The organism is Oryzobacter faecalis, from assembly GCF_046764005.1.
GTDB lineage: Bacteria > Actinomycetota > Actinomycetes > Actinomycetales > Dermatophilaceae > Oryzobacter > Oryzobacter faecalis.
Map to the genome: position 1 here is coordinate 66772 of NZ_JBKOFW010000001.1, position 12742 is coordinate 79513.

Below are 12742 nucleotides of genomic sequence, written 5' to 3' on the forward strand. Positions count from 1 at the left end.
TGGGTCCGGGCCGCCATGGTCTAGGTTCTTTCCCCGGTACACCCGACGACGCCGTCCCGACCCCGGTCGACGGCCCAGAACAGCCAAGGAGGTGACGTGGGCACTTACATCATCCGACGGCTGCTGCAGATGATCCCGGTGATCCTGGGAGCGACGTTCCTCATCTTCGCCATGGTCTTCGCCCTCCCGGGCGACCCCCTGGCGGGCAAGTGTGGCGAGCGGCCGTGCCCACCGGCCTACGCACAGGCCTTCCGCGAGAAGTACAACCTCGACGACCCGCTGCTCGTCCAGTACGGCAAGTACCTGGGCAACCTCGCGCAGGGTGACCTCGGCGAGACCTACAACGGCATCAAGGTCGCCGACCAGCTCAAGGAGCGCTACCCCGTCACCGCGAAGCTCGCCCTCATGGCGGTGCTCATCGAGGCGGTGATCGGCGTCACCGCCGGGGTGCTCACGGGCATCAGGAAGAACGGGTTCCTCGACAACCTCGTCCTCGTGTCGACCCTCGTCCTCATCTCCATCCCGATCTTCGTCATCGCGGGCCTGTCGCAGTACTTCCTCGGCGTCAAGGCGGGGCTGTTCCCCGTCACGGTGACCTCGTCCAACCCCACGGTCTACGAGCTGCTGCTCCCCGCGATCGTCCTCGGCTCGCTCTCCGTCGCCTACGTCACGCGCCTGACGCGGACCAACCTCGTCGAGAACCTGCGCGCCGACTACGTGCGCACGGCCGTCGCCAAGGGCCTGACCAAGCGGCGTGCGATCGGCCTGCACGCCCTGCGCAACTCGCTGATCCCCGTCGTCACCTACATCGGCTTCGACGTCGGCGCCCTGCTCAGCGGCGCGATCGTCACCGAGAGCATCTTCAACATCCAGGGCATCGGCGGCTACATCTTCCGGTCGATCCGCACCCGTGACGGCGCGAGCGTCGTCGGGGCGGTCACGGTGCTCGTCATCGTCTACCTGTTCGTCAACCTGCTCGTGGACCTGCTCTACGGGCTGCTCGACCCGAGGATCAGCCATGACTGAAGCCGCCATCGCCGAGGTGCAGGCCAGCGACCCGCACGACGCCGGCGACGTCAACGAGGAGCGTTCGCTCGCCTCCGACGCGTGGCGCGCGATGCGCCGCAACCCCATGTTCTGGATCTCGGCGGCGATGATCGTCGTCTTCGTCCTCATGGCCGCCTGGCCGAGCCTGTTCACGAGCACCGACCCGCGCGAGGCGATCCTCGCCGAGTCGCGCTCGCGTCCCGGCGACGGCACGTTCTTCGGGCGCGACATCCAGGGCTACGACATCTACGCCCGCTGCATCTACGGGGCGCGCGCGTCGATCCTCGTCGGCCTCTTCACGACGATCGGCACCGTCCTCGTCGGCGGCACCATCGGCGTGTTCTCGGGCTACCTCGGCGGCGCGGCCGACTCGATCCTGTCGCGCATCGGTGACGTGTTCTTCGCGATCCCGCTGCTCCTCGGCGCGATCATCTTCCTCGTCTCGCTGCCCGAGTTCTTCAACGACAACTACCTGCTCATCGTCCTCAAGGTCGTCATCGCGCTCGTCGTCCTCGGCTGGCCGAGCATGGCGCGCCTCATGAGGTCGAGCGTGATCCAGGTCAAGCCGAACGACTACGTCCAGGCCGCCCGTGCGCTCGGGGCCAGCCCGTGGCGCATCGTGCGCTCGCACGTCCTGCCCAACGCCCTCGCGCCGGTCATCGTCGTCGCGACGATCAACCTCGGGGCGTACATCGCGGTCGAGGCGACGCTGTCCTACCTCGGTATCGGCCTGCGGGCCCCTGCCATCTCGTGGGGCATCGACATCAGCGCCGCCATCATCGGGCTGCGGACCACGCCGCACATGCTCTTCTTCCCGAGCCTGTTCCTCTCGCTCGCGGTGCTGGCGTTCATCCTGCTCGGTGACGTCGTGCGTGACGCCCTCGACCCGAAGAACCGCTGACGGAGACGCCATGACCACCGACACCACGACCCGGCCCTCCGGCCAGGGTTCCACCTACACGCCCCAGGACGGTGTGCTCCTCGAGGTCGACGACCTGTACGTGGAGTTCCACACCCCCGACGGCGTCGCCACCGCCATCAACGGCGTCTCCTTCGAGCTGCGCCAGGGCGAGTCGCTCGCCATCCTCGGGGAGTCCGGCTCGGGGAAGTCCGTGACCGCCCAGGCGATCATGGGCATCCTCGACATGCCGCCGGCGGTCATCCCGAAGGGGCACGTCCGCTACTGCGGGCAGGACCTGCTCTCGATGCCCCCGGAGGAGCGCCGCCGGACGCGCGGACCGGAGATCTCGATGATCTTCCAGGACGCCCTCTCCTCGCTGAACCCGGTGTTCCCGGTGGGCTGGCAGATCGCCGAGATGTTCCGCGTCCACCGCGGGATGAACAAGAGCGACGCGCTCGAGCAGGCCGTCCGCCTCATGGAGCGGGTCCAGATCCCCGCAGCCCGTGAGCGGGTGCGGTCCTACCCCCACCAGTTCTCCGGCGGCATGCGCCAGCGCATCATGATCGCGATGGCGATCGCGCTCGACCCGGCGGTGCTCATCGCCGACGAGCCGACCACCGCCCTCGACGTCACCGTCCAGGCGCAGATCATGGCGCTCCTGGAGGAGCTGCAGGAGGAGCGCCAGATGGGGCTCATCCTCATCACCCACGACCTCGGGGTCGTCGCCGACGTCGCCGACCGGATCGCCGTCATGTACGCGGGCCGGCTTGTCGAGACCGCCGACGTCCACGAGCTGTACGCGGGCCCGGCGCACCCCTACACCCGGGGCCTCCTCGAGTCGATCCCGCGCCTGGACCAGAAGGGCCAGACCCTCGCCGCGATCGGTGGCCTGCCGCCGAACCTCCTGCGGATCCCGCCGGGCTGCCCGTTCAACCCCCGCTGCCGGATGGCGCAGGACATCTGCCGCCAGGACCGGCCCGAGCTGCGCGAGGTCGTCCCGGGCCGGTTCTCGGCCTGCCACTTCGCCGAGGAGGTCATCGATGCCTGAGGTCATCCTCAGCGCCCAGAACCTGGTCAAGCACTACCCCATCAAGAAGGGGGTGCTGCGCCGCACCGCCGGTCACGTCAAGGCCGTCGACGGCGTGAGCTTCGACCTGCACAAGGGCGAGACACTCGGCATCGTCGGTGAGTCCGGCTGCGGGAAGTCGACCCTCGGGCGTCTCCTCATGCGTCTCGAGGACCCCACGTCGGGCACCGTCACCTTCGGTGGCGAGAACTGGTCGTCGGCCACGGGTCGCGAGATGCGCCGGCTCCGGCGCGACATCCAGATCGTGTTCCAGGACCCGTACACCTCGCTGAACCCGAGGATGACGGTCGGCGACATCATCGGCGAGCCCTTCGAGATCCACCCCGACGTCGTCCCCAAGGGCGGCCGGCGTCGGCGGGTCCAGGAGCTCCTCGACCTCGTCGGCCTCAACCCCGAGCACATCAACCGCTACCCCCACCAGTTCTCGGGTGGCCAGCGGCAGCGCATCGGCATCGCGCGCGGCATCGCGCTCAACCCGAAGGTGCTGATCTGCGACGAGCCGGTCTCCGCGCTCGACGTCTCGGTGCAGGCGCAGGTCGTCAACCTCATGGAGAAGCTCCAGGACGAGCTCGGCCTCGCGTACGTCTTCATCGCGCACGACCTGTCGGTCGTGCGGCACATCTCGGACCGGGTCGGGGTCATGTACCTCGGCAAGATGGCCGAGCTGGGCGAGGAGGACGAGGTCTACGCGCGCCCGACGCACCCGTACACGCAGGCGCTCCTGTCGGCCGTGCCCGTGCCCGACCCGACGCTGCGCGGCAAGCGCGAGCAGATCGTCCTCCAGGGCGACGTGCCCTCGCCGGCCAACCCGCCGAGCGGCTGCCGCTTCCACACGCGGTGCTGGAAGGCGCAGGAGAAGTGCTCGGTCGAGGAGCCGCAGCTCGTGCCGCGGGCCGACGGCCGCGGTGAGCACCTCTCCGCCTGCCACTTCGCCGAGCCCCGCGTCATCGTCGAGACGGTCGACGTCAGCGACGAGGTCCCCGACGAGCGCTTCACGACGACCGAGGTCGCCGACCTGTCGGAGGTGACCGAGTCGCCCGCCGGCGTCGACGCCGAGAAGGCCGACCTCGCCCGTGCGGACGAGGACCTCGCGCCGCAGGACACGACGCGCCTGGTCGACGAGCAGCCGGGCGACCACCGGCCGCCGCAGGCCTGACCCTCGTTGACGGGGCCCCGGGGAGCGCTGCTCCCCGGGGCCCCGTCACGTCAGGGCGCCCTCAGTCGTGGGAGTCGCCGGTGACGGGGGTCCGGGCGCGCAGCAGCCGCCGGAGGGAGTCGAGGCGGGCCGGGCCCGCGGGGCCGGCGGATCCGCTCTCGACCCACGCGTCGAGGCCGCACTCCTCCTCGTCGTGGGTGCAGCCGCGCGGACACTGCGCCGTCCCGGGCTCGAGGTCGGGGAAGTGGTGGACGATCCGGCTGAGGTCGACGTGCGCCAGGCCGAAGGACCGCACGCCGGGGGTGTCGATGACCCACCCGTCGTCGTCGGGGAGGGCGAGGGCGACGGCGGAGGTCGACGTGTGGCGACCCCTGCCGGTGACGTCGTTGACGACCCCGGTGGCACGCAGGGCCAGCGGGACGAGGGCGTTGACCAAGGTGCTCTTGCCGACACCGGAGTGCCCGACGAGAACGCTGACCCGACCGGACAGCGCATCGCGGACGTCGTCGAGCCCGGTGATCAGGCCGTCGCGGCGCGAGGTGACGATCGCCGGGACCGAGAGCGGCGCGTACTGCTCGAGGAACGGGGCCGGGTCGGTGAGGTCGGCCTTCGTGAGGACGAGCAGCGGCTCCATCCCGGCGTCGTAGGCCGCGACGAGGCAGCGGTCGATGAGGCGGGGACGTGGCTCGGGGTTGGTCAGGGACGAGACGACGACGAGCTGGTCGGCGTTGGCGACGAGCACCCGCTCGACCGGGTCGGTGTCGTCGGCGGTTCGGCGAAGAACGGTCTCCCGAGGGGTGACTCGCACGATGCGGGCGAGCGAGCCGTCGTCACCGGTGGTGTCGCCGACGAGGTGGACGGCATCGCCGACGACGATGCCCTTGCGCCCGAGCTCGCGCGCCCGCATCGCCACGACGACCCGGCGCGTGTCACCCTCCTCGACGTAGGTCGTGTACCGACCGCGGTCGACACCCGTGACGCGCGCGGGCACGGCGTCGAGGTGGGCTGGGCGGTCCTTGCTCCGCGGACGAGAACCCCTGCGGTTGGGGCGGATCCGGACATCCGACTCGTCGTAGTCGCGGGAGGACCGGGCCATCAGGCCCCCGCGTCGAGGCGCTGGGCCAGCATGTCGTCCCACAGCTCGGTGAAGGCGGGCATCGTCTTGGCCACCGTGCCGACGTCCTCGACGACGATCCCCGGGACGGCGAGCCCGAGGACCGCCGCGGCCATGACCATCCGGTGGTCCGCATAGGTGTGAAAACGACCGGGGCGCAACGGTTTCGGCGTGATGCGCAGGCCGTCGGGGGTCTCGTCGACCTCGGCGCCGAGCGCGACGAGCTCGGTGCGGAGCGCGGCGAGGCGGTCGGTCTCGTGGCCGCGGATGTGGGCGACGCCGCGAATGACGCTGGGGGAGTCCGCGAGGGCGCAGAGGGCCGCGACCACGGGGGTCAGCTCGCTGGAGTCGTGGAGGTCGACGTCGACCCCGGAGATGCCGTCGCCACCGCTGACGGTGAGCCCGGAGCGGTCGAGGACGACGTCGGCGCCCATCATGTCGAGGACCTCGCGGACGAAGTCGCCGCCCTGGGTCGTGTACTGCGGCCAGCCGGGAACGTGGACCCGGCCGCCGGTGACGAGCGCCGCCGCGAGGAACTGGGCCGCGTTGGACAGGTCGGGCTCGACCTGCACGTCGAGGGCGTTGACCTCGCTCGGCTCGACGCGCCAGGTGTGGACCTCGGCGTCGTCGACGACGACCCCGGCGTCGCGCAGCGTCTCGACCGTCATCTCGATGTGCGGCAGGCTCGGGACGGCCCGGCCGTCGTGGTGGACGGTCACCCCGCGCTCGAAGCGCGCCCCCGACAGGAGCAGCCCCGAGACGAACTGCGAGGAGGCGGAGGCGTCGAGGGTGACCGCGCCACCGGCGACCGAGCCGCGGCCGGCGACCGTGAAGGGGAGCCCGCCGCGACCCTCGTCCTCGACGTCGACACCGAGCGTCCGCAGGGCGCCCAGCACGGGGGCCATCGGCCGGACTCGAGCGTGCTCGTCGCCGTCGAAGCGGACCGGCCCGTCGGCGAGCCCGGCGACCGGGGGCACGAACCGCATGACGTTGCCCGCGAGCCCGCAGTCGACCGCGCCGCCCCCGACGACCGGCCCGGGAGTCACGACCCAGTCACCGTCGTCCACGTCGTCGACCCGGGCCCCGAGGGTGCGCAGGGCCTGGGCCATGAGCAGCGTGTCGCGCGAGCGCAGCGGGGCCCGCAGGCGCGAGACGTCGGACGCGAGCGCCGCGAGGACGAGGTAGCGGTTGGTGAGCGACTTGCTCCCGGGCAGGACGACCCTGGCGCCGACCGGCCCGCGGGAGGCCGGCGCCGTCCAGTCAGCTGACGGCATGGTGCGCGCGTGCCGCCTTCAGCCGGGCCTCGCGGGCAGCGGTGTGGGCAGCGTGGCGCGCCTCGCGCCGCGCGGTCCGGGTGGCCCGCTGGGCGCTCTCGCCCGCGAGCCGCGCACGGTAGGCGAGTCCCGGCTTGCCCTCGGTGTCGACCGCGGCAAGGAGGAGCCCACCGAGGAGGCCGAGGTTCTTGAGGAACTGCACCTTCTGCTTCTCGCGCTCCGCGGGGTCCTGCTTCTCCCAGTAGGCGTGTGCGGCAAGGGTGGTCGGCACGAGGGTCGCGGCGAGCACGGTCGAGGCGACCCGGGGGAGGCGGCCCAGGGCGAGCAGCGCGCCGGCGCCGACCATGGCCACGCCGTTGGCGCGCACGAGGAGCTCCGGGTCGTCGCCGAGGCCCAGGCGTGGCCCGACCCTCTCGACGAGGGGACGGGCCGTGTCGGCCTTGCTCCCGGGGTGCTTGAGCTGGTCGAGGCCGCCGACGACGAACATCGCGGCGAGCATCGGGCGGGCGACACGTCGCACCAGGGTCATGAGGGAGGACCTCCCGGATCGGTTCCTGCTGGTCAGGACTGTCATCCCTACGGTAGTCGTCCTGCCCCCGGGGCGTAGCCTTCAGGTCCATGTGTGGTCGCTACGCCGCGACGGCGAACCCGGACGAGCTCGTGCTCGAGTTCGAGGTCGAGGACGACCGCTCGGCCGAGGTCGGCCGCAGCGTGCTCGTCAACCCGCAGGAGCCCCCACCCGGTCGCCCCGACCACAACATGGCCCCCACGAAGCAGGCCCCCGTCGTCCTCACCCGCGTGCCCCGTGACGACCGCGGGGGAGCCCCGCGGCGGCAGCTGCGGCTGCTCACCTGGGGTCTCGTGCCGAGCTGGTCCAAGGACCCCCGCGGTGGCGCGCGCATGATCAACGCGCGGGTCGAGTCGGTCGCCGACAAGCCGGCCTTCGCGCGGGCCCTCGCGACGCGCCGCTGCCTCGTCCCGGCCCGGGGCTGGTACGAGTGGCAGGCGTCGCCCACCGCCGTGGACGCCAAGGGGAAACCGCGCAAGCAGCCCTTCTTCACCGAGCGCGCCGACGGCGCCAGCGTCGCGATGGCCGGCCTCTACGAGTTCTGGCGCGACCCGGCGGTCACCGACCCGGACGACTCGATGGCGTGGCTGACGACCTTCACGGTCGTCACCGGCCCCGCCGAGCCGGGGCTGGACCGCATCCACGACCGCCAGCCGCTCGTCATCGAGAAGGACGACTGGGCGACGTGGCTCGACCCCGGCACCGGCGCCGCCGACGTCCTCCCGCTCCTCGAGACCCACCGGCCGGGGCGGTTCGTCGCGCGGCCGGTGACGCGGGCGGTGAGCAGCAACCGTGCCAACGGGCCGCACCTGCTCGACCCGGTACCCCCCGAGGAGCTCGTCGGGGTCGTCGACCCCATGACGGGCGAGGTGCTCGGCGGGTGACGGCGATGACCGAGCGGCTCGTCGCCACTCCCGAGGGCCCCGCACGCACGACGACCACGGACCCGGACGGCGAGGCGGTCGGCACCCTCGTCCTCGGGCACGGGGCCGGCGGCCTGCGGTGGACCCTCGACGTCGCGGCGACCCGCGACGTCATGGTCGCCGCAGGGTGGCGGGTCGTCCTCGTCGACCAGCCCTGGCGGGTCGCCGAACGCAAGGTCGGACCCCGCCCGCCGGTGCTCGACCTCGCGTGGGTCCCGGTCCTGCAGGACATCCGGCAGCGCTGCGGCACAGGCAGGCTCGTCACCGGAGGGCGCAGCGCAGGAGCGCGCGTCGCGTGCCGGACGGCCGCGGCCACCGGCGCCGACGCCGTCCTCTGCCTGTCCTTCCCGCTGCACCTGCCCGGCCGGCCGCAGGCCTCGCGGGCGAGCGAGCTCGCGCAGCCGTCCGCGGCCGGCATCCCGGTCCACGTGGTCCAGGGGTCGACCGACCCGTTCGGCACTCCCGCCGAGGTCGAGGCCGTCCTCCCACCCCTCACGACCCTGGACGTCGTGCCCGGCCCACACTCCCTCGGACGGGTCGCCGACCGGGTCGCCGCGATCGTCCGCGCCAGGCTCGCGGGGGAATGAGGCACGGCGACGCGGCGTTGTGACCCCTGTCCCGACGTCCACCGAGAGGTCTCCCGTGCTCGTCCTCGACACCAACGCCCCCAGCCGGGCCCGGATAGGCTGGGACGCGATGATGACTCCACCCACTCCCGTCGAGGAGACCGCGGAGGCCGAGGTCGACCTCGCGACCGAGACCCAGGCCGAGCGCCAGGCCCGCTTCGAGCGCGAGGCCCTGCCCCTCCTGGACCAGCTCTACGCGGCCGCCATGCGTACCACCCGCAACCCCGCCGACGCCGAGGACCTGCTCCAGGAGACGTATGCCAAGGCCTACGCCGCGTTCCACCAGTACCAGCCGGGGACGAACCTCAAGGCCTGGATGTACCGCATCCTCACGAACACCTACATCAACACCTACCGCAAGAAGCAGCGCGAGCCGCTGCAGTCCGACGCCTCCGAGGTCGAGGACTACCAGCTCGCCCGCGCGGAGTCGCACACCTCGGTGGGGCTGAAGTCGGCCGAGGTCCAGGCCCTCGAGCACCTGCCCGACACCGAGGTCAAGCGTGCCCTCCAGGACCTCCCCGAGGACTTCCGGATGGCGGTGTACCTCGCCGACGTCGAGGGCTTCGCGTACAAGGAGATCGCCGAGATCATGGGCACTCCGATCGGGACCGTGATGTCCCGCCTGCACCGCGGCCGCCGCCAGCTGCGGGCGCTGCTATCGGGTTACGCGCGAGAGCGCGGGTTCGGCACGGAGGACGAGTCATGAGCCACGACGCGCACGCCGGGCACGGCGACTGTTCGGAGGTCCTGCACCGGATCTACGAGTACCTCGACGGTGAGATGAGCCCCGCGGACGTCAAGCGGGTCGCCGCCCACCTCGCCGAGTGCCAGCCCTGCCTCGCCGAGCACGACCTCGACCGGGCCGTCAAGGACGCGGTGCGCCGCTCGTGCGTCGAGGAGGCCGCGCCGGCCGCCGTCCGGCTCCAGATCCTCCAGCGCATCACGATGGTGAGGGTCGAGGGCGAGTCCTGACCGGCCGTCCGACCTGCGGACACACGAACGCCCGGGGTGCCGACAGGCACACCGGGCGTCGTCGTCTCAGCGATCGCTCAGGCGTTGGGCTTGCGGCCGTGGTTGGCCTTGTTGCCCTTGCGAGAGCGGCGCTTCCGAGCACGCTTGCTCATCTCGAGCCTTTCGTCGGGGGGTGTCGGCGCGGTGCGATCGGGCACCACGCGCGTGTCCCGTTCATTGTCGCACACCGCTGCGCGTGTCAAACTCGACGGACCGAGGGTCTACCCCTGATCCGGCCCTCCTTTTCCGAGAGGAACCCCTGAAATGAACCGTATGCGTGCTCTCCTTGCCGTCGCTGCCCTCGCCGTCCTCGCCGTCGCCGCCCCGGCGTCGGCCCACGCGGCCACCAAGGACGGTGGGACCACCTACACGACCAACGGGTGGAGCTACCGCCCCTGACCGCGAGGGGGTGACGAGCTGACGTGTCCGGTGTGATCGACGAGGCTGACGACGACGTCGTCGACCCCACGTCCACACCGTCGCGTCGCTTCCTTCCCATCCTCGTCGGCGTCACGGTCGGGACCCTCGTCCTCGAAGCGGTGGTGGCTTTGAGTGACGGCTTCGTCCTCGACCCGACGTTCGTCGCCCTGTGCGTCATCCTGGCGCTCACGACATGGTTCGGCAGCCTCGTGGTGGAGGAGAACGCCAGCCTGTCGGTGTCCAGCATCGTCCTCCTGGCCGCGGCGGTCCTTCTCGGGCCCGCCGCGGCCGGGTTGGTCGGTGCCCTGCACGGACCGGCCGAACGGGGGCCGATCCCCGTGGCGTTCCGCGTCTACAACGGCGCGATGCACGCGGCGTCCGGCATCGTCGCGGGCCTGGTCTTCCGGGCCCTCGGCACGCTCGAGCCGGGAGCGCTCGGGGGGACCTCCGAGATCGTGCGGAACCTCGCGGTCCCGCTGTTCCTGGCCCACCTCGCCGGGGTCGTCACGAACATGGTGCTCTTCGTCGGCCTCGTCGTCGTCCTCGACCGCGTGCCCGCCCTCTCGGTGCTGACCCGGCTCTTCGCGACCTTCCCGGCCGCGCTCGGGCACGGGGCCGTCACCTTGATCCTCGTCATCCTCTGGGTGCCGGCCGACGTCGGCCCGGGGAGCCTGCTCCTGGTCCTCGCCCCGCTCCTCGTCGCGCAGTGGGCCAACGCGCAGTACGCCGAGGAGAAGCTGGCGCGCGACCGCGCCCTCCACGTCCTCGTCGCAGCCGTCGAGGCCAAGGCGCCGCACCTGACCGGCCACAGCGCCCGGGTGTCCGAGCTGACGACACTCATGGCCGAACACCTCGGCCTGCGCCCGCAGACCATCGCCGATGTCAAGATGGCCGGCATGCTCCACGACCTCGGGCAGGTGACCCTCCCGACCGACCTCGTGCGCGGGGGCCGACCCGACGGCTCCACGCTGTCGGCCACGTACCCGTCCCGCGGGGCCTCGCTGCTGCGCGGCCTGCCCTTCCTCGCCGGCTCCCTCGACCCGATCGTGCGCCACCGCGTCGTCCTCGAGCAGAAGGCCGACGCCGGCTCGCTGGCGCCGCTGCTCGTCGGCGTCGCCGACGAGTTCGACGTGCTCACCGAGGTCGGCACGCCCGACGGCGTCGTCCTGACCCCGGAGGAGGCCGTGGCGCGGCTGCGCACCGGGGACCGCGTCCGCGACGACGTCGTCGACGCCCTCGAACAGGTCCTCGTCCGGCGCGACCCCGGGGTGACCGCCGGGTGAACCGCGAGCGTTGGCGCCCGGAGGGCGCCGTGCGAGCCGTCGTGCTCGGACTGGGAGCCGCCGTCGTCGCCTGGGCGGTCGTCGTGGGCCGCGGCGACGTCCTGAGGAGCGCCGACCTCCACGGCCGCACCGTCGTGGTCCTCCTCACCGCCGTCGTCGTCGGCGAGCTGTTGCGGCTGCGGATGCCGAGCGGGCGGACCACCGCCCCCGTGTCGTCCGCGACGGTGACGGCTGCGGCCATGCTCGGGGTGGTCCAGGGCGAGCCGACCTTCGACGTCACGAGCGGCTTCGTCGTCATCTTCGTGGCGCTCGGCATGGCGGTCGCCGCGATCCTCCGGCGGCTGCGGCACCAGGCCGTCGGCCTGGAGCAGCTGGCCGCCCGCCTCGTCGCCGTGACGGTCACGGCCTGGCTCGTCCGCGAGCCGTGGGCCGACGGTGACAGCCTGTGGAGGCTCGCCTCGTCGCCCGGGACGAGCCACTGGGTGGCCGGGCTGGGGCTCGTGGCCATCTCGGTCGTCAGCCTGGCCGTCGAGATCGTCCTCGTCTCGGCCGTGCGGGCGGAGCGCCAGCGCACGCCGTGGTGGCCGACCCTGCGGGGCGACGCCGCCGAGGTGTACCTGCTGACCCTCGCCGTCGCGACCACGGGTCCGCTCGTCGCCCTCATGGCACCGCCGCTCGGGCTGTTCGCCCTCGTCGCCGCCCTGTTCCCCCTGGCGTTCACCTACGTCGCCGTCGCCCGGTCCACGCGCAACCGCGAGACCTACCGGGAGACCGTCGTGACCCTCTCGCACCTGACCGAGGAGGGCGGCTACACCCCCCGCGGGCACGCCGAGCGCGTCGCCGACCTCAGCGTCCGCATCGGCCGTGTCCTCGGCCTCCCCGAGCGCGAGCTGCGTGACCTCGAGGTCTCGGCCCTGCTCCACGACCTCGGCCAGATCTCGCTGACCGCACCGATCCCCGACGGTGCCACCGTCCTCGCGGCACCGGCCGACCAGCGCGAGATCGCGGCCGAGGGGGCGCGCATCATCCGGCACGCCGAGGGCCTCGACGCCGTGGCGCTGCGGGTCGAGGGGCAGACGACCCCGTACCGCCTCGTGCGCGAGCTGGGCGAGGAGGTCCCGGTGGCGAGCCGGATCATCAAGGCGGCCAACGCCTTCGACGACCTCACCGGCGGCAGCGCCGACCCGCTGCGGGTCGAGGCCGCCCTCGAACGGATCCACCTCGGGCTCGGCTACGAGTACGACCCGGCCGTCGTCGACGCCCTCGGCGCCGTGACCTCGGACGCCACGGTCGGTGCCGTCGACGAGCAGCGGCGGGTCGCGCGCTAGCATC

At 72.3% G+C, this 12742-nt stretch carries 15 protein-coding genes; 11 read left to right on the forward strand and 4 right to left on the reverse strand.

The window, feature by feature from the left end; genetic code table 11:
• The first annotated feature begins 96 nt into the window (after positions 1-96).
• The 4 genes from ACK8HX_RS00330 to ACK8HX_RS00345 are packed head-to-tail and all read left to right on the forward strand — an operon-like array spanning position 97 to position 4191.
• Positions 97-1026: an ABC transporter permease gene (locus tag ACK8HX_RS00330; protein ID WP_411938654.1), complete on the forward strand. Its 930-nt coding sequence runs from the start codon at positions 97-99 to the stop codon at positions 1024-1026.
• Entirely contained in the window at positions 1019-1948 is a 930-nt protein-coding gene (locus tag ACK8HX_RS00335; RefSeq protein WP_411938655.1) for an ABC transporter permease, read from the forward strand. The genes ACK8HX_RS00330 and ACK8HX_RS00335 overlap by 8 nt, the downstream gene beginning before the upstream one ends.
• 10 nt (positions 1949-1958) lie before the next feature.
• On the forward strand, positions 1959-2996 hold the full coding sequence (locus tag ACK8HX_RS00340; protein ID WP_411938656.1) for an ABC transporter ATP-binding protein: 1038 nt from the start codon (positions 1959-1961) through the stop codon (positions 2994-2996).
• On the forward strand, positions 2989-4191 hold the full coding sequence (locus ACK8HX_RS00345) for an ABC transporter ATP-binding protein (protein ID WP_411938657.1): 1203 nt from the start codon (positions 2989-2991) through the stop codon (positions 4189-4191). Before ACK8HX_RS00340 ends, ACK8HX_RS00345 begins: the two co-directional genes overlap by 8 nt.
• A 61-nt stretch (positions 4192-4252) precedes the next feature.
• Here the strand turns inward: ACK8HX_RS00345 and rsgA are convergent, their stop codons facing one another.
• Genes rsgA through ACK8HX_RS00360 form a run of 3 tightly spaced genes read right to left on the reverse strand, consistent with a single transcriptional unit; the run spans position 4253 to position 7108 of the window.
• A complete protein-coding gene (rsgA, locus tag ACK8HX_RS00350; protein WP_411938658.1) occupies positions 4253-5287 on the reverse strand; it encodes a ribosome small subunit-dependent GTPase A in 1035 nt (344 codons plus the stop codon).
• Positions 5287-6579 (reverse strand): 3-phosphoshikimate 1-carboxyvinyltransferase, encoded by a 1293-nt coding sequence (gene aroA, locus ACK8HX_RS00355; RefSeq protein WP_411938659.1) that lies wholly within the window; start codon positions 6577-6579, stop codon positions 5287-5289. The genes rsgA and aroA overlap by 1 nt, the downstream gene beginning before the upstream one ends.
• On the reverse strand, positions 6566-7108 hold the full coding sequence (locus ACK8HX_RS00360) for a DoxX family protein (RefSeq protein ID WP_411938660.1): 543 nt from the start codon (positions 7106-7108) through the stop codon (positions 6566-6568). Before ACK8HX_RS00360 ends, aroA begins: the two co-directional genes overlap by 14 nt.
• Before the next feature lie 89 nt (positions 7109-7197).
• Between ACK8HX_RS00360 and ACK8HX_RS00365 the strand changes: the two genes are divergently transcribed.
• The 4 genes from ACK8HX_RS00365 (at position 7198) to rsrA (ending at position 9668) form a co-directional block, all read left to right on the forward strand.
• A complete protein-coding gene (locus ACK8HX_RS00365; RefSeq protein WP_411938661.1) occupies positions 7198-8031 on the forward strand; it encodes an SOS response-associated peptidase in 834 nt (277 codons plus the stop codon).
• 5 nt (positions 8032-8036) lie between these two features.
• Positions 8037-8657 (forward strand): alpha/beta hydrolase family protein, encoded by a 621-nt coding sequence (locus ACK8HX_RS00370; protein ID WP_411939325.1) that lies wholly within the window; start codon positions 8037-8039, stop codon positions 8655-8657.
• Between the two features lie 109 nt (positions 8658-8766).
• Positions 8767-9402: a sigma-70 family RNA polymerase sigma factor gene (locus tag ACK8HX_RS00375; RefSeq protein WP_411939326.1), complete on the forward strand. Its 636-nt coding sequence runs from the start codon at positions 8767-8769 to the stop codon at positions 9400-9402.
• Positions 9399-9668 carry a mycothiol system anti-sigma-R factor gene (rsrA, locus tag ACK8HX_RS00380; RefSeq protein WP_411938662.1) on the forward strand — a complete coding sequence of 90 codons (270 nt, stop codon included), beginning with the start codon at positions 9399-9401 and terminating at the stop codon, positions 9666-9668. The genes ACK8HX_RS00375 and rsrA overlap by 4 nt, the downstream gene beginning before the upstream one ends.
• A gap of 77 nt (positions 9669-9745) precedes the next feature.
• Here the strand turns inward: rsrA and ACK8HX_RS00385 are convergent, their stop codons facing one another.
• On the reverse strand, positions 9746-9820 hold the full coding sequence (locus ACK8HX_RS00385) for a 50S ribosomal protein bL37 (RefSeq protein ID WP_009775747.1): 75 nt from the start codon (positions 9818-9820) through the stop codon (positions 9746-9748).
• Between the two features lie 151 nt (positions 9821-9971).
• Between ACK8HX_RS00385 and ACK8HX_RS00390 the strand changes: the two genes are divergently transcribed.
• The 3 genes from ACK8HX_RS00390 to ACK8HX_RS00400 are packed head-to-tail and all read left to right on the forward strand — an operon-like array spanning position 9972 to position 12738.
• Positions 9972-10106 (forward strand): hypothetical protein, encoded by a 135-nt coding sequence (locus tag ACK8HX_RS00390; protein WP_411938663.1) that lies wholly within the window; start codon positions 9972-9974, stop codon positions 10104-10106.
• Between the two features lie 23 nt (positions 10107-10129).
• Positions 10130-11410, forward strand: a complete 1281-nt coding sequence (locus ACK8HX_RS00395) for an HD-GYP domain-containing protein (RefSeq protein WP_411938664.1) — start codon at positions 10130-10132, stop codon at positions 11408-11410.
• Positions 11407-12738: an HD-GYP domain-containing protein gene (locus ACK8HX_RS00400; protein WP_411938665.1), complete on the forward strand. Its 1332-nt coding sequence runs from the start codon at positions 11407-11409 to the stop codon at positions 12736-12738. The genes ACK8HX_RS00395 and ACK8HX_RS00400 overlap by 4 nt, the downstream gene beginning before the upstream one ends.
• Positions 12739-12742 lie beyond the last annotated feature (4 nt).